Source organism: Sulfitobacter sp. THAF37 (assembly GCF_009363555.1).
Classification (GTDB): domain Bacteria; phylum Pseudomonadota; class Alphaproteobacteria; order Rhodobacterales; family Rhodobacteraceae; genus Sulfitobacter.
In genome coordinates, this window is sequence record NZ_CP045372.1 from 1,342,729 (window position 1) to 1,367,620 (window position 24,892).

At 63.3% G+C, this 24,892-nt stretch carries 30 protein-coding genes and 1 pseudogene; 16 read left to right on the top strand and 15 right to left on the bottom strand.

Annotation, left to right across the window (positions count from 1 at the left end):
• Positions 1-31 precede the first annotated feature (31 nt).
• Complete coding sequence (locus tag FIU94_RS06670) at positions 32-370, bottom strand: STAS domain-containing protein (RefSeq protein ID WP_152465040.1); 339 nt, start codon at positions 368-370, stop codon at positions 32-34.
• A gap of 89 nt (positions 371-459) precedes the next feature.
• Here FIU94_RS06670 and FIU94_RS06675 point away from each other — a divergent pair, with 89 nt between their 5' ends.
• From FIU94_RS06675 to rarD, 10 genes and pseudogenes are all read left to right on the top strand, one after another.
• On the top strand, positions 460-1,632 hold the full coding sequence (locus FIU94_RS06675; RefSeq protein ID WP_152465041.1) for a thiolase family protein: 1,173 nt from the start codon (positions 460-462) through the stop codon (positions 1,630-1,632).
• A gap of 78 nt (positions 1,633-1,710) precedes the next feature.
• The gene (locus FIU94_RS06680; RefSeq protein WP_152465042.1) at positions 1,711-2,169 is read left to right on the top strand and encodes a GAF domain-containing protein; all 459 of its coding nucleotides are present in this window, start codon (positions 1,711-1,713) and stop codon (positions 2,167-2,169) included.
• 64 nt (positions 2,170-2,233) lie between these two features.
• Positions 2,234-2,807 (top strand): annotated as a pseudogene (locus tag FIU94_RS06685) (helix-turn-helix domain-containing protein).
• An 8-nt stretch (positions 2,808-2,815) separates the two neighbouring features.
• Entirely contained in the window at positions 2,816-3,436 is a 621-nt protein-coding gene (locus FIU94_RS06690) for a LysE family translocator (protein WP_152465043.1), read from the top strand.
• A 2-nt stretch (positions 3,437-3,438) separates the two neighbouring features.
• Complete coding sequence (locus tag FIU94_RS06695) at positions 3,439-3,822, top strand: GFA family protein (protein ID WP_172975861.1); 384 nt, start codon at positions 3,439-3,441, stop codon at positions 3,820-3,822.
• A complete protein-coding gene (locus FIU94_RS06700; RefSeq protein WP_172975862.1) occupies positions 3,815-4,312 on the top strand; it encodes a glycine cleavage T C-terminal barrel domain-containing protein in 498 nt (165 codons plus the stop codon). Before FIU94_RS06695 ends, FIU94_RS06700 begins: the two co-directional genes overlap by 8 nt.
• On the top strand, positions 4,309-4,944 hold the full coding sequence (locus FIU94_RS06705) for a LysE family translocator (protein ID WP_152465045.1): 636 nt from the start codon (positions 4,309-4,311) through the stop codon (positions 4,942-4,944). Before FIU94_RS06700 ends, FIU94_RS06705 begins: the two co-directional genes overlap by 4 nt.
• Entirely contained in the window at positions 4,941-5,822 is an 882-nt protein-coding gene (locus FIU94_RS06710) for a homocysteine S-methyltransferase family protein (RefSeq protein ID WP_152465046.1), read from the top strand. Before FIU94_RS06705 ends, FIU94_RS06710 begins: the two co-directional genes overlap by 4 nt.
• Positions 5,823-5,833: 11 nt before the next feature.
• Complete coding sequence (locus FIU94_RS06715) at positions 5,834-8,278, top strand: FAD-dependent oxidoreductase (RefSeq protein ID WP_152465047.1); 2,445 nt, start codon at positions 5,834-5,836, stop codon at positions 8,276-8,278.
• A gap of 68 nt (positions 8,279-8,346) precedes the next feature.
• Entirely contained in the window at positions 8,347-9,267 is a 921-nt protein-coding gene (rarD, locus tag FIU94_RS06720; protein WP_152465048.1) for an EamA family transporter RarD, read from the top strand.
• A gap of 75 nt (positions 9,268-9,342) precedes the next feature.
• Here the strand turns inward: rarD and FIU94_RS06725 are convergent, their stop codons facing one another.
• Positions 9,343-9,996, bottom strand: coding sequence for a peroxiredoxin (locus FIU94_RS06725; RefSeq protein ID WP_152465049.1), 654 nt, complete (start codon positions 9,994-9,996; stop codon positions 9,343-9,345).
• 153 nt (positions 9,997-10,149) lie between these two features.
• Here FIU94_RS06725 and FIU94_RS06730 point away from each other — a divergent pair, with 153 nt between their 5' ends.
• Positions 10,150-11,589, top strand: a complete 1,440-nt coding sequence (locus FIU94_RS06730) for an aldehyde dehydrogenase family protein (RefSeq protein WP_152465050.1) — start codon at positions 10,150-10,152, stop codon at positions 11,587-11,589.
• 63 nt (positions 11,590-11,652) lie between these two features.
• On the opposite strand, the gene FIU94_RS06735 is transcribed toward FIU94_RS06730, so the two are convergent.
• Positions 11,653-12,318, bottom strand: a complete 666-nt coding sequence (locus FIU94_RS06735) for an FkbM family methyltransferase (RefSeq protein ID WP_172975863.1) — start codon at positions 12,316-12,318, stop codon at positions 11,653-11,655.
• 77 nt (positions 12,319-12,395) lie between these two features.
• Between FIU94_RS06735 and FIU94_RS06740 the strand changes: the two genes are divergently transcribed.
• Complete coding sequence (locus tag FIU94_RS06740; RefSeq protein WP_152465052.1) at positions 12,396-13,238, top strand: alpha-1,2-fucosyltransferase; 843 nt, start codon at positions 12,396-12,398, stop codon at positions 13,236-13,238.
• A gap of 75 nt (positions 13,239-13,313) precedes the next feature.
• Here FIU94_RS06740 and FIU94_RS06745 read toward each other — a convergent pair whose 3' ends face one another.
• Positions 13,314-13,961, bottom strand: a complete 648-nt coding sequence (locus FIU94_RS06745; RefSeq protein ID WP_152465053.1) for a pseudouridine synthase — start codon at positions 13,959-13,961, stop codon at positions 13,314-13,316.
• A gap of 58 nt (positions 13,962-14,019) precedes the next feature.
• Here FIU94_RS06745 and FIU94_RS06750 point away from each other — a divergent pair, with 58 nt between their 5' ends.
• Positions 14,020-14,430: a nuclear transport factor 2 family protein gene (locus FIU94_RS06750; protein ID WP_152465054.1), complete on the top strand. Its 411-nt coding sequence runs from the start codon at positions 14,020-14,022 to the stop codon at positions 14,428-14,430.
• 12 nt (positions 14,431-14,442) lie between these two features.
• On the opposite strand, the gene FIU94_RS06755 is transcribed toward FIU94_RS06750, so the two are convergent.
• From FIU94_RS06755 to pnp, 3 genes are all read right to left on the bottom strand, one after another.
• A complete protein-coding gene (locus tag FIU94_RS06755; RefSeq protein ID WP_152465055.1) occupies positions 14,443-15,150 on the bottom strand; it encodes a glycosyltransferase family 25 protein in 708 nt (235 codons plus the stop codon).
• 18 nt (positions 15,151-15,168) lie between these two features.
• A complete protein-coding gene (locus FIU94_RS06760) occupies positions 15,169-15,729 on the bottom strand; it encodes a L,D-transpeptidase (RefSeq protein WP_254702630.1) in 561 nt (186 codons plus the stop codon).
• Positions 15,730-15,892: 163 nt separating this feature from the next.
• The gene (gene pnp / locus FIU94_RS06765; protein WP_152465056.1) at positions 15,893-18,028 is read right to left on the bottom strand and encodes a polyribonucleotide nucleotidyltransferase; all 2,136 of its coding nucleotides are present in this window, start codon (positions 18,026-18,028) and stop codon (positions 15,893-15,895) included.
• Positions 18,029-18,361: 333 nt separating this feature from the next.
• Between pnp and FIU94_RS06770 the strand changes: the two genes are divergently transcribed.
• The gene (locus FIU94_RS06770; protein WP_152465057.1) at positions 18,362-18,571 is read left to right on the top strand and encodes a hypothetical protein; all 210 of its coding nucleotides are present in this window, start codon (positions 18,362-18,364) and stop codon (positions 18,569-18,571) included.
• A 10-nt stretch (positions 18,572-18,581) separates the two neighbouring features.
• Here FIU94_RS06770 and FIU94_RS06775 read toward each other — a convergent pair whose 3' ends face one another.
• The 7 genes from FIU94_RS06775 to rbfA all read right to left on the bottom strand — a co-directional run bounded on the left by FIU94_RS06775 (position 18,582) and on the right by rbfA (position 23,200).
• The gene (locus tag FIU94_RS06775) at positions 18,582-18,932 is read right to left on the bottom strand and encodes a hypothetical protein (protein WP_152465058.1); all 351 of its coding nucleotides are present in this window, start codon (positions 18,930-18,932) and stop codon (positions 18,582-18,584) included.
• 134 nt (positions 18,933-19,066) lie between these two features.
• Positions 19,067-19,336 (bottom strand): 30S ribosomal protein S15, encoded by a 270-nt coding sequence (gene rpsO, locus FIU94_RS06780; protein ID WP_152465059.1) that lies wholly within the window; start codon positions 19,334-19,336, stop codon positions 19,067-19,069.
• 163 nt (positions 19,337-19,499) lie between these two features.
• Positions 19,500-20,405 carry a calcium-binding protein gene (locus FIU94_RS06785; RefSeq protein WP_152465060.1) on the bottom strand — a complete coding sequence of 302 codons (906 nt, stop codon included), beginning with the start codon at positions 20,403-20,405 and terminating at the stop codon, positions 19,500-19,502.
• Between the two features lie 97 nt (positions 20,406-20,502).
• Positions 20,503-21,036, bottom strand: a complete 534-nt coding sequence (locus FIU94_RS06790; RefSeq protein ID WP_152465061.1) for a DUF1643 domain-containing protein — start codon at positions 21,034-21,036, stop codon at positions 20,503-20,505.
• Positions 21,037-21,055: 19 nt separating this feature from the next.
• Positions 21,056-21,979 carry a tRNA pseudouridine(55) synthase TruB gene (gene truB / locus FIU94_RS06795; RefSeq protein WP_152465062.1) on the bottom strand — a complete coding sequence of 308 codons (924 nt, stop codon included), beginning with the start codon at positions 21,977-21,979 and terminating at the stop codon, positions 21,056-21,058.
• Between the two features lie 82 nt (positions 21,980-22,061).
• Positions 22,062-22,796 carry a phosphodiester glycosidase family protein gene (locus FIU94_RS06800; RefSeq protein WP_152465063.1) on the bottom strand — a complete coding sequence of 245 codons (735 nt, stop codon included), beginning with the start codon at positions 22,794-22,796 and terminating at the stop codon, positions 22,062-22,064.
• Complete coding sequence (gene rbfA / locus FIU94_RS06805) at positions 22,793-23,200, bottom strand: 30S ribosome-binding factor RbfA (protein WP_152465064.1); 408 nt, start codon at positions 23,198-23,200, stop codon at positions 22,793-22,795. The genes FIU94_RS06800 and rbfA overlap by 4 nt, the downstream gene beginning before the upstream one ends.
• An 82-nt stretch (positions 23,201-23,282) precedes the next feature.
• Here rbfA and dapB point away from each other — a divergent pair, with 82 nt between their 5' ends.
• Both dapB and FIU94_RS06815 read left to right on the top strand, forming a co-directional pair.
• Entirely contained in the window at positions 23,283-24,104 is an 822-nt protein-coding gene (gene dapB / locus FIU94_RS06810) for a 4-hydroxy-tetrahydrodipicolinate reductase (RefSeq protein ID WP_152465065.1), read from the top strand.
• An 81-nt stretch (positions 24,105-24,185) separates the two neighbouring features.
• A complete protein-coding gene (locus tag FIU94_RS06815; RefSeq protein ID WP_152465066.1) occupies positions 24,186-24,542 on the top strand; it encodes a dihydrodipicolinate reductase in 357 nt (118 codons plus the stop codon).
• Between the two features lie 9 nt (positions 24,543-24,551).
• On the opposite strand, the gene FIU94_RS06820 is transcribed toward FIU94_RS06815, so the two are convergent.
• Positions 24,552-24,740 carry a DUF1674 domain-containing protein gene (locus tag FIU94_RS06820; protein WP_254702647.1) on the bottom strand — a complete coding sequence of 63 codons (189 nt, stop codon included), beginning with the start codon at positions 24,738-24,740 and terminating at the stop codon, positions 24,552-24,554.
• Positions 24,741-24,892: the final 152 nt, after the last annotated feature.

Genomic DNA, 24,892 nt, shown 5'->3' on the forward strand with positions numbered 1-24,892 from the left:
TGAAACCGATGGCAAAGACATGATCATCACGTCATGCGCGCTGAAACGTCAGCGCATCGTCGAGTGTGGAAAAGATGGAGAAAACCGAATCCATCCGCGTCAGTCGAAACACTTTGTCTACCGGCGGTGTCAGACCCGCCAGGATCAGTGTGCGGTCGGGGGCCAGAAACTTCATCGTTGCCACAATCGCGCCCAATCCGCTGGAATCGACGAAGGTCACGACACCCAGGTCCAGGATGACCCGTGCCGGTCCACCTTCAGTTGCGCGGCGCATGGTTTCCTTGAAATCCAGGGCCACAGCCGCGTCGATCCGGGCCTCGTGCAGCGTGACGACGCAGAAGCCATCTTCTGTTTTCGTGGAAACTTCCATAGACAGATCTCCAGAACCTCAAGCTGATGCCGAACCCTAGGGTTCAAAGATTAGCATCGGGTAACTGTTTGGACGAAAAGGAGAGGGCGATGCGGCAGGTCATGATAACGGGTGCGCGGCGGACCCCGATGGGCGCTTTCCAGGGCGCTTTCGCGGGGCTGACCGCGGCCGAGCTTGGCGGTCACGCGATCAGGGCGGCGCTTGCCGATGCCGGTCCCGCCACGGTGCAGGAGGTGCTGATGGGCTGCGTGCTCCCGGCGGGTCAGGGTCAGGCGCCCGCGCGGCAGGCCGGTTTTGCCGCCGGTCTGGCCGAAGACGTGCCCGCCACGACCCTGAACAAGATGTGCGGATCGGGCATGAAGGCGGCGATGACGGGCTTCGACCAGATCGCACTGGGTCATAGTGAAGTGATGGTGACGGGCGGCATGGAAAGCATGACCAACGCGCCTTATGTGCTGCCCAAGATGCGCGGCGGCGCGCGGCTGGGCCACGCGCAGGTGATCGACCATATGTTTCTCGATGGTCTCGAAGACGCCTATGACAAGGGTCGGTTGATGGGCACCTTCGCCGAGGACTGCGCCGAGACCTACCAGTTTACCCGCGAACGACAGGACGAATACGCGCTGGCCTCGTTGTCCCGCGCCATCGCGGCACAGGAAGGCGGTGCCTTCGGGAACGAGATCGCGGCCATCGAAGTCACCTCGCGCAGCGGCAGCGCCTCGGTTGCCGCCGATGAACAGCCCGGCCAGGCCCGCCCGGACAAGATCCCGCAGCTCAAGCCTGCCTTCCGCGCGGGGGGGACGGTCACGGCGGCGAACTCTTCTTCCATTTCTGACGGCGCGGCGGCGCTTGTCCTCGCTTCGGAAGAGGCGGCAGAGGCCCAGGGCCTCAACATCCGGGCGCGTATCCTTGGCCATGCCAGCCACGCCCAGGCACCCGGTCTCTTTACCACTGCGCCTGTCCCGGCAGCGCAGAAACTGCTGGACCGCATCGGCTGGAAAAAAGAAGATGTGGACCTTTGGGAGGTGAATGAAGCCTTCGCCGTGGTGCCCATGGCTTTCATGCATGAAATGGGGATCGACCATGAGATCGTGAATGTGAACGGCGGTGCCTGCGCCCTGGGGCACCCCATTGGCGCCTCCGGCGCGCGGATCATGGTCACGTTGCTGAACGCCCTGGAAAAACGCAATCTGCGTCGCGGCATCGCCGCCATCTGTATCGGTGGTGGCGAAGGCACCGCCATTGCCATTGAACGCCTCTGATTTCTTTTTGCCAAAAATACTCGCGGGGGGTCCGGGGGGCAGACGGCCCCCCGGGTGCGCCCAATCAGGACGGATCCTATGCAAGTTGATTACCACAGTCTCGCGCAGACAATCTTTGCCCTGACCGAAGGCGAGGACGATGCCGTCGCCCTGATGGCCACCGTCGCCTGCGAGGTGCATCATGCCGACGACAGGTTCGACTGGACCGGCTTCTATCGCGTCGTGGCGCCTCAACTGCTCAAGATCGGGCCGTACCAGGGCGGGCACGGTTGCCTCGTCATCCCGTTTTCCCGCGGGGTCTGCGGTGCGGCGGCGCGCACGGGCGATGTTCAGCTCGTGCCGGATGTCGATGCCTTTCCCGGCCACATTGCCTGCGCCTCTTCCACCCGATCCGAGCTGGTGCTGCCGGTAACGGACGGGAAGGGTGGCTTGATCGCTGTCTTCGACATCGACAGCGACCAGCCCGATGCCTTCAGCCAGACGGATGCAAAGGCACTGGCCGGCATTCTCGGAACGGTTTTTGCCAACGTGAAATAGCACTGGATATTTTCATGCGCCGTGATAGCGTGAAAATTAGCGCGCAATTTTCACCGAGACAGCGATGCAGCACAGCCACCCCGACCTTCCCCCATCGCTTGGTGCGGACCTGCGCGCCCTGCGCAAGGGCCGGGATCTGACCCTGGCGGACATGGCCGCTGCGCTGGACCGTTCCGTCGGTTGGCTCAGCCAGGTCGAGAGGGGGATATCGGAACCGTCGATCACCGATCTGCGTCACATGGCGGCCTTTCTCGGCGTCTCTGTGTCGATGCTCTTCCGTCACGCCGCCCCCCCCTGCGCACGAGGCGGGGCACGTGGTGCGCCGCGGTGCGCGGCGGACCATCGGCTCGAACATGGCTGGATTGGTGGAGGAGTTGCTTTCGCCCGATCTGACCGACGATTTCGAGGTGGTCCATTCTACTTTCCAACCCCACAGCCGCATCACCGACAGTGTTATCCGACCCACGCAGGAGGTCGGCTATCTTGTCTCGGGGCAGCTTGAGGTCGAGATTGAAGGCACAACACACCTGCTGACCCCCGGTGACAGTTTCCGCGTCCGGGGCGAGGCATTCCGTTGGGCAAACCCGTTCGACACCCCCGCCGTGGCGATCTGGGTGATCGCACCACCGGTGTATTAGGAGCTGTCATGACCTTCGAAGCCTGGAGCGTCTTCGCTGTGTTCTGGGTGGTCCTGGTCATCACGCCGGGGCCGAATGCGGTCAATTGCATCACCAACGGCATGACCGTCGGTTTCCGGCGCGGACTGATCGCTGTGTTGGCGATCCTGACACAGGCCACGCTGTTTCTGCTGCTGTCGGCGCTTGGGGTCACGGCGTTGCTTGCCGCGTCAGAGACGGCATTCACGGTGGCAAAGTGGATCGGCGCGGGCTTTCTGATCTATCTCGGGGTACGCGGCTGGGTAATGGCCGGAACCCCGGTGACGGTGCCGGACCGGCCTGCGGCGTCGATCTATCTCAGGTCGCTTGCCATCGCCACGATAAACCCCAAGTCGGTCGCGGGTTATCTCGCAGCTTTTTCCCAGTTCGTGCAGCCTGATGTCCCGATCTGGCAGCAGATGGTGGTCATCCTGCCGACCGCACTGACGTTGACGGCCCTCAGCTATACGACCTTCACCGCGCTTGGTGCCGGTATCGGACGGGCGGCGCTCGGGGCTGTCTTCAACATCTGGGTGCGGCGCGTCCTCGCGCTTTGTTTCGTCCTCTACGGCGTCCTGTTGGGCGTCGTCACCACACCAGTCAGGAGTTGATCATGCTCAAAGGAAGCTGCCTGTGCGGTAAGATTACGTTCTCCGCAACCGATCTTGCCCGCGCCCCCGCGGCCTGCCATTGCAGCCAGTGCCGCAAGCAATCCGGCCATTACTGGGCCTCCGTGAATGTCTGGATGAAGGGATTCAGCATGAAGGGACCCGTGCGCTGGTATGAAGCATCAGACAGCGCCAGGCGCGGTTTCTGCCCCACGTGCGGATCCTTCCTGTTCTGGAAAAGCAATGACGAGGATGAAATCGGCGTGGCTCTGGGGGCGTTGGACGGGGACACCGGGCTGCATCTGGAACGGCACATCTTCACCGCCGACAAGGGCGATTACTACGAAATTCCGGGCGTCGGCCATCAGGAGATTCAGGCGGATGAGTGAGTTCCCGACGACCTCCCGCGGGGTGATCATCGGCGGCGGGGCGATGGGCGCAGCGACCGATGCGATGCCACCGATCCGGGATGCCCTACTGCGTGCAGGTGTGAAACCCTGTGGCAGGTGGGCATTGACCGCCAAGCGGATCGAAAAGGGCTATCGCGCGTGGAAGGGCGGCCTTTCCGGCAGGGCGGCTTTGCTGGTCGAGCAACAATCGGGCGTAAAGAAACGATACGTCACCACGCCCGTCGCGGCGGACGGCCAGGCCGCGCCCTACGTGCCCACGGTGTGCCACCGGGGCAAGGCCGTGGGCGAAACCACCAGCGACAACTGGGGCGACCGGATCGGAAAATCAATTGCGCTGGGAACCATCCACGCCGCGCTTGCCAAACCCGGCACACAGGTGCAGATCAACATCTTCGACAAACTCCGCCCGTCGGTTGTCCAACCGGACCAACCGATTTGGAACCCTGACAACGAAAGGCTGCGCGCATGAGCGTTGAGACATATCTGATCTATCTGGGGGTACTGGCCGCGTTTTTCCTGACGCCACCGGACACGAGCCAGCTGCTGATCATCTCGAATTCCCTGCGCCACGGGCTGCGGCGCAGTGTGGCCACGATCACGGGCGATCTGTCGGCCAATGCGCTGCAAATGATGGCTGCTGCTTTTGGGCTGACAGCCATCATCGCGGCTTCTGCCGATGCGATCTGGTTCATCAAATGGGGCGGTGTGGCCTACCTCGTTTGGATCGGATTGCGCCTGATGATGACAAGGGGCGGCGGGGCCGAACCAGGTGCCGCCCGTGAAGCCCGCGCAGGAGCCCTGTTCCGGCAAGGTTTCGTCACCTCCTCCGCCAACCCCTATGCGGTTGTCTTCTTTGGCGCGCTGTTTCCGCAGTTCATAGACCCGGCACAAGCCGTCCTGCCGCAGCTGCTGATCCTCGGCGTCACGTACCTGGTTGTCGATGGTGCGGTGCTGCTGCTTTGGGGGTGGACCGCGACACGGACACTGGGCCGCCTGCGCGCGTTAAGCGGGGTCTGGGTGAACCGGATTTCCGGCGCGCTGATGATCATTGCCGCAGGCTTGCTGGCCTCCCGCGACCTGAGCGCCGAGGCACAGCGATGACTGACATAACTTTGCTGGATGGTGGCATGGGCCAGGAACTGATCCACCGTTCCGGCGACAACCCGACGCCGTTGTGGTCGACCCAGGTGATGATCGACAATCCCGGCATGGTCGCGGACGTTCACCGCGATTTCGCGCAGGCCGGGGCGACGCTGGCCACCGCCAATACCTACGCCATTCACCGCGACAGGCTGGCTGGCACCCCGCTGCAGGACCGGTTCGAGGAATTGCACGCGCTTGCCTTGGCCGAGGTCCGGGCAAGCGGCGCGACACGCGTCGCGGGCAGCATCGGACCACTGGGGGCGTCGTATCGCCCCGACCTGCATCCGGACATTGATACGGGTGCGGCCCTCTATGCTGAGGTGGCCGGGTTGCTGGCGGGCCACTGCGATCTGCTGATCTGCGAATCGACCGCCTCGCTGCTCCATGCCGCCAGCGTCCTGAAAGGTGCCGCTTCTGTGAAAAAGCCCGTTTGGCTTGCGGTGACTGTGGACGATCTGGATGGCACCCGGCTCCGCTCGGGCGAGCCGCTGGCAGAGGTCCTGCCGCTGGCGAGGGATGGCGCGCAGGCGATCCTCGTGAATTGCGCCACCCCCGAGGCGATTTCGGCGGCAATGCCCATATTGACGCAGTCCGGCCTTCCCTTCGGTGGCTACGCCAATGGCTTCGAGAAGATCAGCGACGGCTTTCTGGAGGACAAGCCGACCGTGGACAGCCTGACCTTGCGTCGCGATCTGACCCCGGAACGCTACGCCGATCACGTCATGCGCTGGGTCGATGCCGGGGCGACCCTCGTTGGCGGCTGCTGCGAGGTCAGCCCCGCCCATATCGCGGAAATCGCCCAACGCCTGCGCAAGGCGGGCCACGCCATCGTCTGAGGTTTCCTGATATGGCTGCCATCCCCACCCAGGCCCGCGTCGTCATCATCGGCGGCGGTGTTATCGGCTGTTCGGTTGCCTATCATCTGACCAAGCTGGGGTGGCAGGACGTGGTGCTCTTGGAACGCAAGCAGCTGACCTCGGGCACCACCTGGCACGCGGCGGGGCTGATCGCCCAGCTGCGCGCCAGTGCCAACATGACGAAGCTCGCGAAATACTCGCAGGAGCTTTACGGCAATCTGCAGGAAGAAACCGGTGTTGCGACGGGCTTCAGGCGCTGCGGTTCCATCACCGTCGCCCTGACCGAAGACCGCCGCGAGGAAATCAACCGTCAGGCTGCCATGGCCCGCGCCTTTGGCGTGGATGTGGAGGAGATCAGTGCGACGGAGGTTAAAGAGAAATATCCGCACCTCAACATCGCGGATGTGACGGGGGCGGTATATCTCGACAAGGACGGGCAGGGCGACCCGGCCAATATCGCGCTGGCGCTGGCCAAGGGCGCGCGACAGCGCGGCGGGCAGATGTTCGAGCGGACCCGCGCCATCGGTGTGACCCGGCTGGGCCGTCGTATCACCGGTGTCGATTGGGCGCAGGACGGCGACAGCGGGCATATCGCCTGCGATCATGTGGTGAACTGCGCCGGCATGTGGGGCCGCGAGGTGGGGCAGATGCTGGGCGTGAACGTCCCGCTGCAGGCCTGCGAACATTTCTACATCGTGACGGAGGCGATTGCAGGCCTCGGCCAGCTGCCTGTCCTGCGGGTGCCGGACGAATGCGCCTATTACAAGGAAGACGCGGGCAAGATCCTGCTGGGTGCTTTTGAACCTAATGCCAAACCCTGGGCGTTGGGCGGTATTCCTGCGGATTTCGAATTTGACCAGCTGCCGGAGGATTTCGACCATTTCGAACCGATCCTCGAAGCAGCGGTGAACCGGATGCCGATGCTGGCGGAGGCGGGGATACATACGTTTTTCAACGGACCGGAAAGCTTTACCCCCGACGATGCCTATCACCTTGGCCTTGCGCCGGAGATGGACAACGTCTGGGTCGCGGCCGGGTTCAACTCCATCGGGATCCAGTCGGCAGGCGGGGCGGGCATGGCGCTGGCGCAATGGATGGATACCGGCGAGAAACCCTTCGACCTTGGCGATGTGGACATCAGCCGGATGCAGCCGTTTCAGGGCAACCGCCGCTACCTGGCAGAGCGGTCCACCGAAACGCTGGGCCTGCTATACGCGGATCATTACCCCTATCGGCAAAAGGCCACCGCGCGCGGCGTCCGGCGCAGCCCGTTCCATGCCCAGCTGCTGGAGCGCGGCGCCGTCATGGGCGAACTGGCAGGCTGGGAGCGCGCCAACTGGTTCGCCGAACCGGGACAGGACCGCGCCTATCGCTACAGCTGGAAGCGGCAGAACTTCTTTGCCAACGTGGCCGCCGAACACATGGCGGTGCGCGAGAATGTCGGCATGTACGACATGTCCTCTTTCGGCAAGATCCGGGTGGAAGGCCGCGATGCCTGCGCCTTCCTCAACCATATCGGCGGCGGGCAGTATGACGTCCCGGCGGGCAGGATCGTCTATACCCAGTTTCTGAACCCAAGGGGCGGGATCGAGGCGGATGTGACAGTCACCCGCCTGTCGGAAACCGCCTATCTGGTGGTGACACCCGCCGCGACCCGGCTGGCGGATGAAACCTGGATGCGCCGCCATCAAGGTGATTTCAACGTGGTGATCACCGATGTCACCGCCGCAGAAGGCGTGCTGGCGGTGATGGGGCCGCGGGCGCGCGACCTGCTGCAGGCTGTATCGCCGAACGACTTTTCCAATGCGGTGAACCCCTTTGGCACTGCGCAGGAAATCGAGATCGGCATGGGGCTCGCCCGCGTCCACAGGGTGACTTATGTGGGTGAATTGGGGTGGGAGATCTACGTCAGCGCCGATCAATCCGCACATGTCTTCGATGCCCTGGCAGAGGCCGGGCAGGCCATGGACCTGCGGCTGTGCGGCATGCACATGATGGACAGCTGTCGCATCGAAAAGGGGTTCCGCCACTTCGGCCACGACATCACCTCGGAGGACCATGTGCTGGAGGCGGGGCTCGGCTTTGCCGTCAAGACCGACAAGCCCGATTTCATCGGGCGCGATGCCGTGCTGCGCAAACGCGATGCGGGGCTGGATCGCCGGATGATGCAATTCCGCCTGACCGACCCCGATCCGTTGCTGTATCATAACGAACCGGTTCTGCGGGATGGCCGGATCGTCGGCTTCCTCAGCTCGGGCGCTTTCGGGCATGCGCTGGGCGGGGCGGTGGGCATGGGATACGTGCCCTGCCGGGGTGAAACACCGGTCGACCTGCTGCAGTCCACTTACGAGATCGACGTGGCAGGCACGCGGGTGCGCGCGGAGGCATCGCTGAAACCGATGTACGATCCAACCGGCGCGCGGACAAAAATGTAACTGGTACAAAGTTGGCCTTCCCTCATCCGGCCGCTTTGCCTACGGCTGGGGCAAGAGGAGATCCACGGATGCGCAACGCCGATACCCTGCCCCCCACCGGCAACGAAGACACGCCGCAGGGCCTTGCCCTTGCCATAACGGCTTATGCGCTTTGGGGGTTTCTGCCGCTTTACATGAAGCTCTTGTCCCATGTTCCACCTGCAGAGGTGGTGGCGCACCGCATCCTTTGGTCGCTGCCCATAGCCGCCGGCGTTCTGATCGTGCTGGGCCGCACCGCCACCCTGCGCGAGGCGCTGCGCAATCCCCGGATGCTGGGCATGGGCTGCGTGACCGCGGCCCTGATTTCGATCAACTGGGGCATTTACGTCTGGGCGATCAACTCTGGCCACGCGCTGGATGCGGCGCTGGGGTATTACATCAATCCGCTGTTCAGCATCTTTCTGGCCGCCATGCTGCTGGGGGAGCGATTGAACCGCGCGCAGGTGCTCGCCATCGGGCTGGCCGCCTGCGCGGTTCTGGTGCTGACGGTGGATGCGGGCCGTGTGCCCTGGGCGGCGCTGGGCCTGACGGTATCCTGGGGGTTCTACGCCCTGTGCAAGAAAAGCCTGCCTATCGGGCCGAACCAGGGCTTCTTGCTGGAGGTGTTGATCCTGATCGTGCCCGCGGTCGGTTATCTGGGCTACCTTGCCGCAACGGGCAACTCGCATTTCAAATTCGATGGGGGGCGTGATTTCTGGTTGCTGTTCGGCTGCGGCGTGGTCACGGCGGTGCCGCTGATGATCTATGCCAACGGGGCCAAGCTGCTGCGGCTGTCGACGATCGGCATCCTGCAATACATCGCGCCGACGATGATCTTTCTCTGTGCGGTACTGGCCTTCGAGGAACCGTTTGGCCGTGCCCGCGCCATCGCCTTCCCGATGATCTGGGCGGCGCTGGTGATCTACTCCACCGCGATGCTGCGGCAGATGCGTGCGGCCCGGTTGGGGTAGAGGCCGGAAACGGAAAAACCCCCGGATCGCGGCGGACCCGGGGGCATGGCACTGTTGCGACCTGAAAGCGTGGCGTCAGCCCGGCATCTTGGTGGTGCGCAGGTAAGGCAGAACGGTGGTGAATTCGCCGAACTTGGTCTTCGCGTCTTCGTCCGAGACAGTCGCCGGAATGATCACGTCATCGCCCACGTTCCAGTTCGCGGGTGTGGCCACCCCCTTGCCGGTCGAGGTCTGAAGCCCATCGAGCGCGCGCAGCACCTCGGCGAAATTGCGGCCCACTGTCATCGGGTAGGTCATCGAGAGCTTGAGCTTCTTGTCGGGCCCGATGATGAAGACGGAGCGCACGGTGGCGCTGTCATTCGGTGTGCGGCCATCGGGCATGTAGGCTTCGGCGGGCAGCATGTCGAAGGCTTTGGACACCTCCAGCCCCGCATCCGCGATGATCGGAAAGCCCGCCGTTGTTCCCGCGACCTTTTCGATGTCGCCTTTCCACTTCTTGTGGTCCTCGACGCCGTCGACGCTGACGCCCAGAACCTTGGTGCCGCGCTTTTCCCATTCATCGGACAGTTGTGCCACCGCGCCGAATTCGGTCGTGCAGACGGGCGTGAAATCCTTGGGATGCGAAAAAAGGATCATCCAGTTGTCGCCGACGAAGTCGTGCAGCGAGAGGGTGCCCTGATCGGTTTCGACGGTCAGATCGGGAATCGTGTCGTTGATGCGCAAGCCCATGATATCCTCCGGGTGATGTTCTGCTTTCCCCTAACCTAAGGATTAATTCCGGAGTTTCCATCCCCTCTCTTGCAGCCCTTCGCGCGCCCTGACACAGTAGCGCCGAACCGGGCAGGGCTGCCCTCGTCCGCCAGAACAACAAGGAGTTTTCCAATGCTCGAGAAACGTGAATTCTACATCAACGGCGAATGGGTCGCTCCCGCCAAGCAGAACGACCACCACGTCATCGACCCCTCTACCGAGGAGCCTTGCGCGGTGATCTCGCTGGGCGGGCAGGAAGACACCGACAAGGCCGTCGCCGCGGCCAAGGCCGCGCTGCCGGGCTGGATGGCAACCCCACCGGAAGAGCGTATCGCATACCTGGAAAAGCTGGTCGAAGTCTACAATGCCCGGGGCGAGGATCTGGCCAGTGCGATCAGCTCCGAGATGGGCGCGCCCATCGACATGGCGCGCTCCAGCCAGGTCGGGGCCGGCACCTACCACCTGAGCAACTTCATCAAAGCGGCAAAGGCGTTCCCGTTCGAGGCACCCTTGGGTGATCATGCGCCGAACGACCGGATCATCCGCGAGGCCGTGGGCGTCGCCGGGCTGATCACGCCCTGGAACTGGCCGATGAACCAGATCACGCTGAAGGTCGGCGCAGCCGTCGTGGCGGGCTGCACCATGGTGCTGAAACCCTCCGAGGAAAGCCCGCTGGACGCGATGATCTTCGCCGAGCTGATGCACGAGGCCGGGTTCCCCAAAGGGGTGTTCAACCTGGTCAACGGCGACGGCGCTGGCGTCGGCACGCAGCTGTCGGCGCACGAGGACGTGGACATGATCAGTTTCACCGGCTCGACCCGCGCGGGCACCGCGATTTCCAAGAACGCGGCGGACACGCTCAAGAAGGTGCACCTGGAACTGGGCGGCAAGGGGGCCAACATCATCTTTGCGGACGCGGACGAAAAGGCGGTCAAGCGCGGCGTCATTCACATGATGAACAACACCGGTCAGTCCTGCAACGCACCCAGCCGGATGTTGGTCGAGGCCAGCATCTACGACAAGACGGTCGAAGAGGCCGGAGAGGTCGCCAGCAAAGTCACCGTGGGCCCGGCCTCCGAAGAGGGCCGGCACATCGGCCCCGTCGTCAACGAAGTCCAGTTCAACAAGATTCAGGACCTGATCCAGAAGGGCATCGACGAAGGTGCGCGGCTGGTTGCCGGTGGCACGGGCCGACCGGACGGATTGAACCGGGGTTTCTTTGTCAAACCAACGGTCTTTGCCGACGTTACCCCCGACATGACCATCGCGCGCGAAGAGATATTCGGCCCGGTGCTGTCGATCATGAAGTTCGAAACAGAGGAACAGGCCGTCGAGATCGCCAATGACACGGTTTACGGCCTGACAAACTATGTCCAGAGCACCGATGGCGACCGCCGCAACCGGCTGGCGCGTCAGCTGCGGTCGGGCATGGTCGAGATGAACGGCCAGAGTCGTGCGGCGGGCTCCCCCTTTGGCGGGATGAAGCGGTCCGGCAATGGCCGCGAGGGTGGTCTTTACGGGATCGAGGACTTTACCGAGATCAAGGCGGTGTCCGGCTGGGCTGCCGAATAAGCCCGGCTGCGCCGGAGATCAGGGGCCGCCTTCGGGCGGCCCTTTTTCGTCGCGGCCAATGGCTCAGGCGTTCTTGCGCACCCATTCCTCCCAGATGAAGGGGTATTCCCAGACACAGTGATGAGTCCGCGCGAGGTCCGTGCGGATCGCGTCGCGTTGTGCGTCCTGCGCGGGGCCGTAGCGGTGGAACTGAACGGTCAGCCGGTCGATGCGCGGCATCAGTCCCGCGTCGATCAGCGCGGGCAGCAGATCGTATTCCCCGCCCTCGATGTTCATCTTGGCGCAGGCGATCCGGTTCAGGCCCAGGGTCTCGAAAACCTCAGACACCGGGCGCACCTCGCCCTTGACGGCGCTGCCCGATGCGACCAGTGCGGACGACGCATTCTCGTCGTCAGACAGCTCCAGAACGCCTGCGGACCGGCCCATCGCGTAGCCTTCGACCGCCACATCCTTGCGTCCGTCGAACCGTTCCTGAAGGTGACTGATAAACCTCGGATGCGGCTCGAAACAATGGACCTTAACACCGTAGAGCGCCGTCATACGCTCGGCCCAGTCGCCCCGGTACCCGCCAATGTCGAGGACGGTATCGCCGGGCTTCAGCCTCTCATACCGCTCCGGCGTGCCGCGCCCGTGCGCGGCATAGAAAGCCCTGATCTGACGCTTGTAAGCCCGGAAACCGGGATCGGTGGCCAGCTTCCACATCTTGTGCAGTTCGCTTGAGATCGACATGACAGCTGTTCCTTTGCATCTGGCGCAGAAGGCAATCTTTCGCATAGAAAGCGTCAAGGCAATGGCGAAAGGCACCCATGATCTATACCCGGCTGCACGGATTCCTCGGCAATCAGATGTTTCAATACGCCGCGGCGGCGCAGTTGGCGGCGCGGTTGGGGGTGCCGGTGGCGCTGGACCCGCGCCGGGCAGAGGCCAAGGGCCAGGGCAACCTGATCCGTATCTTCGACCTGCCGGTGGTGCCGCCCGCCCATCTGCCACCGGACCGCAGACGCCGACCCTTCGCCTATGCCCTTTGGCGTTATCTGGGCCGGCCCCCGCATCTGCACCGGGAAGAGGGTCTGGGATACGATCCCGATTTCGAGACCTGGGGCGACGAAAGCTACCTGCATGGTTACTGGCAAAGCGAGAAATACTTTGCCGGAATCAAGGACCACCTGCGTGAGGTTTTCACTGTGGTCCCGCAAATGTCGACCGCCAACGCCGCGATGGCCGATCGGATCGCCGGTGGGCCATCCGTGGCGCTACACGTCCGGCGCGGCGATTACGTGGCGCTGGGGGCGACGGCAGTCTGCGACCAGGCCTATTACGACGCGGCCCTGGCGGCGGTGACAGAGGGGCTGCCCAAGGCGCCGACCGTCTTTGTCTTTTCCGATGATCCCGACTGGGCACGCGATAACCTGTCGGTCCCTTTCGAAAAGGTGGTTGTGGACCTCAATGGCCGCGCCACGGCGCATGAAGATATGCGCCTGATGTCGCTGTGCCAGCATAACGTGATCGCAAATTCCACTTTCAGCTGGTGGTCTGCGTGGCTGAACGCCCATCCTGGCCGCCGCGTGGCCGCCCCGGCCCGCTGGTTCGCAAACGACCACCAGCACAATCCCGATATCCTGCCGGAAGACTGGATCGCGATCGGGTGATGCGCGGCGGTGTGTTCGAGGATTCCGGTGCGAATTGTCCGAAACATCTCAGCGCGCCACTAAGCAATGTGGTGCCTAGAAAGGGGCCTTTGCCCGAACCCTGGTCGATTTTCCGCCCTGGGGATGATTGAACCGCAGCTCTTCGGAATGCAGCATCAGGCGGGGAAAGGCACGTGCCGGACCTGTCGCATAGAACGGGTCGCCGAGGATGGGATGCCCGATGCTCAGCATGTGGACCCTCAACTGGTGGCTGCGCCCGGTCTTGGGAAACATCCGCACGCGGGCGGTGTCGCCCTCATCCTTGATCCGTTTCCAATCGGTCTGCGCAGGTTTGCCGGTGTCGTGGCAGACCTTTTGCAGCGGCCGGTTCGGCCAGTCCACGATCAGCGGCAGGTCGATGGTGCCGGCAGGATCTGACGGCACACCCCAGACCCGCGCGATGTAGGTTTTCCGCGTCATGCGTTTTTCGAACTGCAACCCCAGGTGCCGTTGCGCGTGGGGGGTCATGGCAAAGATCATTACGCCCGAGGTGTCCCTGTCCAGCCGGTGAACCAGCAAGGCTTCGGGAAACACCTGCTGTACCCGCGTCAGCAGACAGTCGGCCAGATGCGGACCCTTGCCAGGCACGCTGAGCAGACCGCTGGGTTTGTCCACCAGCAGCACCTCGGCGTCCTCGTGCAGGATCACCAGCGGGTCTTGCGGCGGGTCATAATGCGTTTCCATCCTTTCCCGTCTCAGATGTAGGGTTGGTTTACAACCCTATTGCGCCTGAGAGGTCCCCATGCACCCCACGATCGAGAAAATGCAGACTGTCGTTACCTCTGGCGACCATACCGCGATTGCGCCGCTCCTGGCGGCTGACGTGACGTTTCAGCCGCCCACCTACTGGAAGACCTGGACCGGCCGCGATGCGGTGGCCGCCGTTCTGGGGCATGTGGGCCAGGTCTTTTCCGATTTCCGGTATCGCCGGATCATGGGGGAGGGGCAGGATTGGGCGTTGGAGTTCCAGTGCAAGATCGGCGAACTGGACGCGGTCGGTGTCGATCTGATCAGATTGGACGACTCCGGGCTGATTTCGCATTTTGAAGTGGCGATGCGCCCACACAAGTCAATCGGCGCACTGCGCGATGCGATGAACGCCCGTGTCATGCGGGATCCGGCCTTTCTGAAATTCAAGGACGCGCTGTCCTGACCGAGGCGCTGCTCAGGCGCGCTGCGGCCTGGCCCTGACCCGCGCCCGATAGATCGCGCGCTGCAGTTCGCGTTTCAGTTTGCTGCCCGTGCCGGTCTTTTTCTGGATGGTTGACGCGCCGGGCAGCTCGCCCACACCACTGGGCCAGACAGTATGCACCGGCTGACCTGTGACCCAATGCATTTGCAGCGTCGTGTCGACCGGACGGTCCATCGGGTCTGTCGCCGCCAGCAGCCGCCGCGCCGCTGCCCGCCCCACAACCTGGCAGACCGTTTGCAATCCGATCACGCGAGGCAGGTACAGCGCGGCATGTCCATCCTGTGCAACGACGGCGGTACGGGCCTCGCGGTTCTTGGCGGGCAGGCGGATGAAGCTTTGCTCGGTCGCATGCCCCGCGACCAGCGCCAGCGCATGAGCCCATTGGGCCGGGTCAAGCGTCAGGTCGTCTTCGGCGATCAGCGCATAGGGGGCTGTGCCCTCCGCAATCTCCTGCCAGCATTTGCGATGACTGAGAAAGCAACCGACTTCGCCCGCGGCCATGGGAAACGGATAGGGGGGCGCGTGGCGGTCGCCACTGCGGACGTCGATGTCGGGCTGCGCCAGTGCCTCACGCCCATCCACGGCAGGCACGACCCGGGCCATCGGCAAGAACTCAAGCAGCCGCGCCACGTTGTCCGCACGCACCCCCGGACCCGGCATATGGATGATCAACGATTGCATCCGGGGAAGCCCTGTGGATCAGTGCAGCACCACCCGCGTGCCGTTGGGGACCCGATTGGCCAGGTCGATTACATGGGCATTGTACATCCGTACGCAGCCGTTCGACACGGCGTGACCCACATTCTCGGGTTGGGGTGTGCCGTGGATGCGCAGCAGTGAATCCCGTCCGCCGTTGTAGAGGTAGAGCGCGCGCGCACCCAACGGGTTGGGGCCGCCACCCGGCATCCCGGCAGCATGTTTGGCGTAGATATGAGGCTCGCGCCGGATCATGTTCTTTGTTGGCGTCCAGCGCGGCCATTCCGCCTTGCGCCCGACGCGGAACGTGCCGGGGTAATACCGCCCCTCTTTGCCGATTCCGACGGGATAGCGGACCGCCTTGCCGCCATCGAGCGTCCAGTAGAGCGCGAACTGGCCAGGATCGACATGAATTTCGCCGGGGGCAAAGCCATCACGGATGCGCACGATCCTGGCCTGCATGTGCTTGGGAATCTGATACCCTTCGGCGGCGGTACCGGCCGCAGGGGCCAGCAGAGCGGCAGCGCCGCTGATCAGAAGGTGGCGGCGGTTCATCAGTGCCATGTGTCGTCCTCACGCGCGGTTCTTAATTTCCCTCAACATAACCTGTTCACGTCACAGGGCAAATGCGGAAATCCTGACTTGAATGATACGCCCCATCCCGCAATGAAAAAGGCCCCCGCGCAGCACGCGGGGGCCTCCGGTTGGTTGGGACAAGGCCCGAGGATCAGTCCTCTGCCTTTTCCTCTTTCTTGATTTCTTCGCCGGTTTCCTGATCGACGACCTTCATCGACAGGCGCACCTTGCCGCGATCGTCAAAGCCCAGAAGCTTCACTTTCACTTCCTGACCTTCTTTCAGCACATCGGACGGATGGTTCAGGCGACGGTTCTCGATCTGGGACACATGCACCAGGCCGTCGCGCTTGCCAAAGAAGTTCACGAAGGCACCGAAGTCCACGATCTTGACCACCGTACCGGTGTAGACCGCGCCTTCTTCGGGCTCTGCCACGATGGAGTGGATCATGTCGTAGGCTTTCTTGATCGCGTCGCCGTTGGGGCTTGCGATCTTGATGATACCTTCGTCATTGATGTCGACCTTGGCACCCGACACTTCCACGATTTCGCGGATGACCTTGCCGCCCGAACCAATGACCTCACGGATTTTATCCGTCGGGATCTGCATGGTTTCGATGCGCGGGGCGTGGACCGAGAAGTCTGCCGCACCCGACAGTGCCTTGTTCATTTCACCAAGGATATGGATGCGGCCATCTTTCGCCTGCGCGAGAGCCTTCTCCATGATCTCGGGCGTGATGCCCGCGACCTTGATGTCCATCTGCAGCGAGGTGATGCCGTTTTCGGTGCCTGCGACCTTGAAATCCATGTCGCCAAGGTGGTCTTCGTCACCCAGGATATCGGACAGGATCGCGTAGGACCCGTCTTCTTCAAGGATCAAGCCCATCGCCACACCGGCCACCGCCGATTTCAGCGGTACGCCTGCGTCCATCATGGACAACGACCCGCCACAGACAGACGCCATGGAGGAGGAGCCGTTGGATTCCGTGATCTCGGAGACAACCCTGATGGTGTAGGGAAAATCAGTCGCCGCAGGCAGTACCGCCTGAAGGGCACGCCATGCCAGCTTGCCGTGGCCGATCTCACGACGGCCCGGAGGGCCAACGCGGCCCACTTCGCCGACCGAATAGGGGGGGAAGTTGTAATGCAGCAGGAAGTTGGATTTGAAGTTGCCGTGCAGCGCGTCGATGAACTGCTCATCGTCGCCGGTGCCCAGCGTGGTCACGACCAGGCCCTGTGTTTCACCACGGGTGAAAAGCGCCGAACCGTGTGTCCGGGGCAGAATACCCGTCTCAGCGACGATGTCGCGGATTTCGTCGGTGCGGCGCCCGTCGATACGCTTGCCGGTCTTGACCACGTCACCGCGCAGGATGGAAGCTTCGAGCCCCTTCATCGCAGAGCCGAGGTTCTTGTCCTCAAGCTGCTCTTCTGTGAGCTTGGACTTGATGGTTTCGCGGACCTCGGCGACAGCGGCGGTGCGCTCCTGCTTGTCGACGATCGCGAAGGCTTTGCGCATCTCATCTTCACCGGCGGCCTTAACGGCTGCAGAAAGGTCCGAATAGTCTTCCGGCTGGAAGTCGAACGGCTCTTTCGCGGCTTCCTCGGCCAGACCAATGATCAGGTCGATCACAGGCTGGATCTGCTCGTGCGCGAATTTCACCGCGCCCAGCATCTCCTCTTCCGACAGCTCATAGGCTTCGGATTCGACCATCATCACCGCTTCCTTGGTGCCTGCGACAACGAGATCAAGACGCTGATCGGGGTTCAGGCGCAGATCCTGCATGTCGTCCACGGTGGGGTTGAGGACGTAATCTCCGTCTTCGAAACCCACACGGCAACCGGCGATCGGGCCCATGAAGGGCGCGCCGGACAGGGTCAGCGCGGCGGAAGCGGCGATCATCGCCACCATGTCGGGGTCATTGACCAGATCGTGCGAGAGCACGGTGCACATCACCAGCACTTCGTTCTTGAAGCCGGGGACGAACAGCGGGCGGATCGGACGGTCGATCAGACGCGCGGTCAGCGTTTCCTTTTCGGTCGGGCGCGCCTCGCGCTTGAAGAAACCGCCCGGCACCTTGCCGGCGGCATAGTATTTTTCCTGGTAGTGCACGGTCAGAGGAAAGAAATCCTGACCGGGTTTTTGCTGACGTGCGAAGGTCACGTTGGCCATCACGCTGGTTTCGCCCAGCGTGGCAATCACGGACCCGTCCGCCTGACGGGCCACTTTTCCTGTTTCGAGCGTGAGCGTTTCCTCGCCCCACTGCATTGATTTCGTCGTTACGTTAAACATCTACGTTTCCTGTATCGGCCCGCGGGCCATTGCATAGAGGGCGAATTCCCTCTGACTCCGTCATCTTCTTTGTCTGGCGCTGGAGTCCGGGCGCCGGCTTTCAGATTTGACGCCCTTACAAGGTTTCGCGCGGGAATGGAAGCAAGAGCTGATGCGCCCTTCCGCGCAACGAACACGCACCCGAAACGGGTCGGCCCCGCCCCGCGCAAGATCGACCCCTGCGGGAAATGGCGGTTGCGCTACCCGCTATAGTTTGCGAAATCTGGAGAAGCCGAGAGGCGGTCGCGGACCCCTCCTGCTGTTTGCAACCCACCCGACGGAGGTGAGCGAAAGTTGTCCCTGTCTTCCGTTAGACGCATTCAGACGGTCTGCTTTGCCCTGTCGCATATCCCGCTTTTGACCCTTGGGGCCGTCATGGGCGCGAATGGGTTCGAGGGTGACGGCCTCATCCTGGGGGCGGCACTGGCCGCCACCGCGATCACTGCGGTGCTTCTGACGGGCTATCTGGGACGGGCGCTCCGTCGGGATTTCGTTCAGACCTGACGCGGTTTCTTCAGCCGCCGAAGATCAGCCACAGCACGCCCGCGATCACCGCCGCTTTCAACGTGATGATCCCGACAAGCAGCCCCCGGTTCTCAGGGGCGATCAGATCCTGCCACAGCGACCGTTCCGGTTCACCGAATACCTGCGCCTTCAGCCTGCGCAATACATCGGGAGAGGGCCGTTCATCTGTCTCGGCGAACATCCGCTGCAGGGACTCCTGCCAGAAACCGACCTCCGCCCGCAGGTCCGCGTCGGCTCTCATCAGGTGAAGGACACGCTGCGTTTCCTCCCGGTCGAGGAGGCCAAGGACGAATTCGCCTGCCAGATATGTGCGTTCTTCCCGGTCCAAAGCGTAATCCATGACGAGTCGGCCCCTTTCAGGCGCTGGTCAGAGTTTGACAAAATGCGTTCCGCTTCGCAACGCGGCACAGGGGCCACGCAAAAGGCCGCACCCTGTAAGGTGCGGCCCTGTAGGGTCGGACGGGTGTGCGTCGCTTAGCGGCGCAGGCCCAGGCGCTTGATCAGGTCCTGATAGCGGGCCTCGTCCTTGTTCTTCACGTAGTCAAGCAACTTGCGGCGCGTTGCCACCATCTTGAGCAGACCACGGCGGCCGTGGTTGTCCTTCTTGTGGGTCTTGAAGTGCTCGGTCAGCGTAGCGATACGCGAGCTGAGCACGGCAACCTGCACCTCGGGCGAACCGGTGTCGCCTTCCTTGGCGCCGAATTCCTTGATCAGGCGTGTCTTTTCTTCAGCAGTGATCGACATCGGGGTCTCCTTCATAAAAAGGGTTGGTCGGAATGGCGCAGGCCGGGATGTCGTCCAGCTCAGGCCCGTGGAGATATCGACCCCGAAGGGAATCGGGGTCGATGGGGGCGTATAGGAAAATCGCCGCGCTTTGGCAAAGGGTTATTCGCACCCGTCCGGGCGGTCAGTTGATAAAGCCCAGGTTCTGCGCGGTGCTCAGCGGGATCAGCGCGATATCGCCGGGGGTTACGCCGCTGTCGGCGCTGACAGTTGCCACCACCTGGCTGCCCATGACGATCTGCATCTGGCTCGTATCCTCGGGGTTGGAGATCACCGAAATTTCCGGTTCACCGGCTTCCTCGGCGCTGTCATCCCAGACGAACAGCAGAGAATCCTCGCGCTGGTCGAAATCCAGCAGTTCGGCCGCGCCGCCGTCGATCCAATCGCCAAGTATCACCTGATCGGCCCCGTCGCCGGCTGTCACGATATCACCTCGGCCTGCGACGATCACGTCGTCGCCGCCACCCCCGTTCAGGTAGTCGGCCACGTCGATATCGTCGGGACCTGCTGTATCCGGGTCGTCCACGATCCCCGACAGGGTGTCGTCGCCCCAGCCGCCGAACAGGGTGTCCTGTCCTGTCCCGCCATGCAGCATGTCGTCGTCCAGCCCGCCCAGAAGCGCGTCGTCCCCCGCTTCGCCATAAAGCACGTCATCCCCGGCGGAGCCTTGCAGGCTGTCATTACCTGCTTCGCCATGAATGACATCATCATCATTGTGGCCCGCGATTTGGTCGTCGTCGGCGCCGCCGAAAATATCGTCAGCGCCATCGTCCCCGTGAAGGGTGTCGTTGCCAGTGCCACCGTCGAGGGTGTCATCGCCCCCGGATCCGTGCAAATCGTCGTTTCCGGCGCCTGCGTCCACCAGATCATCGCCATCGTAAGCCCCGATCTGGTCGTCGCCATCGCCGCCGGTCAACGTATCGTCCCCATCGGTCCCCGACAGGATATCACCTTCGGTTTCGCCACCGACATCCACGTAAACGACGGCGCTGACCGCCATCAAACCCATCAAGCCAGCAAGGAAAAGCATCGGCACACACCATGTCCAGAAAATGGCGCACCGCGCACCACCCCACCGGCATCATCCACAGAACCACAGCCGGGTCAAAAACAAACCGGAATGGTGGTTAATGCGGCGTTTCCGCCAGCACCTCCGGGTGCCATTGAACGGGTTGCCGGGCATAGGCGAGGTATAGAGGGTGTCGTGGATGCCCGTCCTTCGACAGGCCGAGATGATAAAGCGGTACATCCAGCGCCATCAGCATCGCGGCGACCTGCGGCCCCCGCCCCAGGTGCGCGCCGTGTACGCCCCATGCTGCGATCACATGATCGGCCCAACGGGCGCCTTCCGACAGCGTGGCATCGTTGTCGGATCCCACAGGATCGGCGGCGGCGCGCATGTCGCGCGGGTCCGTCGCGCGCCAGGCAAAAATGTTCGTCACGCGGAAGCCACCGTATCCCAGGTGCCGGGCGCGCCGTTCGCAGCGTTCAACTGTCGGATCGTTCTGCACCTCTGTCGCGGTGGACGGATTGAGCATCACAAACATCACGCGGGATGCGCGGCTGTCCCAGACGCGCGTCAGGCTGTAGCGATAGCATTCGCACTCGGAATAGACTGCGGTGGAAGGCGCATCGCCCTTGGTATGGCTGCGGGTGATCATGCGTGCGGTTCGGCCTGCCTCACGAGTCGCCGCTTTGCGATGCGTTAAAGACCCGCGAAGGGTGCAGTTCGCCCGCCTTGAATCGGCCCACGGCAACGGCCTGCCCGTCGAAAGAGGCCCAGCATTCATCGCCGTATTCCACGTCGGTCGCGATCACCATGCCGGGGTTGCCGTTGCGCAGGCGGGTGGCCCCTTCTGCGGTCGCCTTGACCTCTGGCAGGTCGTCCAGCCCGTCTTCCAGCGGCCTCAGATGGGAGTCCAGTTCGGGGGTGCGCGCCAGGTCTTCGATACGGTCCATCGTCAGCCCCTCTGCGGCATCGAACGGTCCTGACCAGATGCGCCTCAGGTCGCGCACATGGCCCAGGCAGCCCAGCTTCTGACCAAGGTCACGGGCGATGGACCTGACGTAGCCGCCTTTGCCACAGACCAGTTCAAGCGTCACGTGATCCGGATCGGGCCGGTCGATCAGCAGCAGACTTTCGACAAAGAGCGGTCGCGCCGCGATATCCATCGTTTCGCCGTCCCGCGCGCGCGTGTAAGCCCGCTGACCGTCGATCTTGACGGCGGAAAACTGCGGCGGAACCTGTTCGATGTCCCCCACGAAATCCGACAGTGCCGCCTTGATCGCATCGTCGTCGGGCCGAAGGTCAGAGGTGCCCAGCACCTCGCCCTCGGCATCGTCGGTGTTGGTTGCGATGCCCAGGCGAACGGTGAATTCATAGGCCTTCAGCGCATCGGTGATGTAGGGCACGGTCTTGGTCGCCTCGCCCAGGGCCACGGCCAGCACGCCTGTCGCCTCCGGATCGAGTGTGCCTGCGTGTCCGGCCTTGCGCGCGTCCAGGGCCCAGCGGACCTTGTTAACCACGGCGGTCGACGTGGGGCCCGCCGGTTTGTCCACCACCAGCCAGCCGGAAATATCTCTGCCCTTGCGTTTGCGCGCCATGTCTCACCTGTCTGTTTCGCGTGGGAGCCTATACAGACAGGCGCCGCCACTGCCCAGCACATTTCCGGGTCTTTCCGGCGGATCAGTTTCCTTCGACCACGCCGACGATCGGGCCGATCGTCGTGAACCCCGCGTCGTCGCGCCCCAATGCGGGCGCACGCAGGCGCGACACGTTCCCATCGAGGTAGAGCGCATTGTCGATGCCCAGACCGTCGCGGAAAAAGCTGCCGAATTCGTGGAAATTCACCGTGTTGTCCGAGATGACGAAGATCGCCCGCTTTCCGTCAGCCGTGGTGCCGACCCCGTTGCGAATATGGCGCGAGGTGCCGTTTTTCAGAAAGCGCGGATGCAATTCGCCGTCGATGACCAGCATCGGTCCCGACTGCGTGGCGGACCGGCAGGCCGGTTTCGATTCGAGGAACGCCTTGGTCTCCACCACGTCCGCGCGCGCGTCGCCGATGCAGAAGATTCCGTTCGGCAGCAGCCCGAAGTTGCCGGGGCCGTCACTGCTGACCACATCCTGAAGCACGCGCCCGTTCTCCAGATAGTAGCCCACCGGCGCGCGGTTGTCGTGATACATGCCCGCATTCATCGCGAAACCGAGCCTGAGGCCCCGCGCCGCGAGCGCCTTGTCGAGGGTGCCGAAATGACCGTAGACACCGCCGCTTTCGTCGGCGAGGAAAAGCTCCAGCCGTTCGCGGGTCAGGTCCACCTCGCAGATGGAATAGCCATTCCCGGCATAGCGTTCCTGACGACATTCCGTCGCCATTGCACTACCGGCAGCCAGGGCAAGGCCAAGCCACATCAGCAATCTCATCCGTCGCTGTCCGCATCTGCGTCCCGGCGCACGACGTCCTGGTTCAGCATGCGCCGCGTCTCGTCCATCCGGTCAAAGGTCTGGTCCAGCCGAAAGCGCAGGTCAGGCGCGAACTTCAGTGTCAGTTTCTTTGCCACCTGGCGTCGCAATTCACCCTTGTTGCGGGCGAGAAGGTCGATCAGCTCGTCCTGACCCTCGCCGCCCAGGGGCAGGACATAGGCGGTTGCGATCTTGAGGTCGGGCGACACCTGCACCTCGCCAACCGTTACCGACATGCGATTCAGGTCGATGTCATGCACATCGCCCCGCGCAAGCACCTCGGACAGCGCGCGACGGATGGTTTCGCCGACGCGCAGCTGGCGTTGTGACGGGCCCGCGCCCTCGTGAAACTTGTTCTTGGCCATGCCCCTCATCTAAGGCGTTGCAAGTGTTTTGCCAAGGCGGCGAATGCAAGGTACACCGGCCCCCGGCAAAGGAGTGCAGATCATGGCAAAACTTCCCGGCGTAACGATTACCGGCGCCTCCGGGCGGATGGGGCAGATGTTGATCCGGCAGGTTCAGGCCTCCGACAGGCTGGCGCTGGTCGGTGTGGTGGAACGCCCCGGTCATTCCTGGGTCGGGCAGGACATCGGCGGTGCCCTGGGTGGCGCCGACATCGGGGTCAGGGTCACAGACGATGCACAAGCGGCGATTTCAGCTGCCGATGCGGTGATCGACTTTACCACGCCCACCGCCACGCTGGTCTTTGCGGAACAAGCCGCTGAAGTCGGGGCGGTCCACGTCATCGGCACCACCGGTATGACCGACGCGGAAATCGCTCGGCTCACATCGGCGGCGGAAAAGACCGTGATCGTCCGCGCTGGCAACATGAGCCTGGGCGTCAACCTGCTGACCCAGCTCACACGGCGCGTGGCGGCGGCGCTCGACGCCGATTACGACATCGAGATTGTCGAGGCGCACCACAACAAGAAGGTCGATTCGCCTTCGGGCACCGCGCTGATGCTGGGCGAGGCGGCGGCGGAGGGGCGGGGCGTCTCTCTGGCCGAGGTCTCGGACCGGGGGCGCGACGGGCTCACTGGTGCCCGCCGGCGCGGCGACATCGGCTTTGCGGCGATACGGGGCGGTGACATCGTAGGTGAGCACGATGTGATGTTTGCCGCCGAGGGGGAGCGCATCATCCTGCGACACGTGGCCTCTGACCGGTCGGTGTTTGCCCGCGGTGCGCTCAAGGCCGCGCTTTGGGGGATTGGCAAGGCGCCGGGCGCCTACGACATGCTGGATGTGCTGGGGCTGAATGATGCGGGCTGAACGGCCCGTTTCGGCGTGCCGGTGAAACTTTTTACTCGATTTCAGCGTGAATGATCTAGATTACGCTGAAAGGAGAGTTTCATGAGACCCCTTGCGATTACTCTTGCCGCAGTCCTGTCCCTGCCGGCGCTGCCAGCTTTCGCCGACTATCAACAGATCACCACGCGCAGCGATTTCCTGGCGCTGGTCGGTGGCAAGACCCTGACCCGTCCGCTGGTGAAAATACAGGTCCTGCCCAGCGGCCGGATCGCCGGTACCGGTGCAGCCTGGGAAGTCACGGGGCAATGGGAGTGGCAGGGCGAATATCTGTGCCGCAGCCTTGAATGGGGCGGCGACGACCTGGGCTACAACTGTCAGGAAGTGAAGGTGGACGGTACGAAAGTCCGCATCACGTCCGACAAGGGCAGAGGGCGTAGTGCGGATTTCAGCCTGCGCTGACGGCGTATCTCAGAAATCGACCGCGATTCCCTTTTTCTCCCAATCGCCATACCGAACAGGTTCGGGCCCATCGCGCCCTCCGAGCTCCGGTGGAAAATGCGGGTCTGCCGCATCTCGGCGACGGGCCTCCGCCTCGGCCAGCGCACGCTGTGCCGCTGGCGGGATCGGGCGAGGGGCCGGATCGGGCTGCGGCGGCAGGTCCGGCTTGGGCGTCGGCGTAGGGTCGTTCGGCGTATCCGGGATCGGCTTGGGCGCCGGTGCGGGGTTCGGAATATCGACGGGCTCTGACATGGCATCCTCTTGAGCGGCTGATACCTTTGATATACGCCGCCCCGAGGGCAGGACAACCC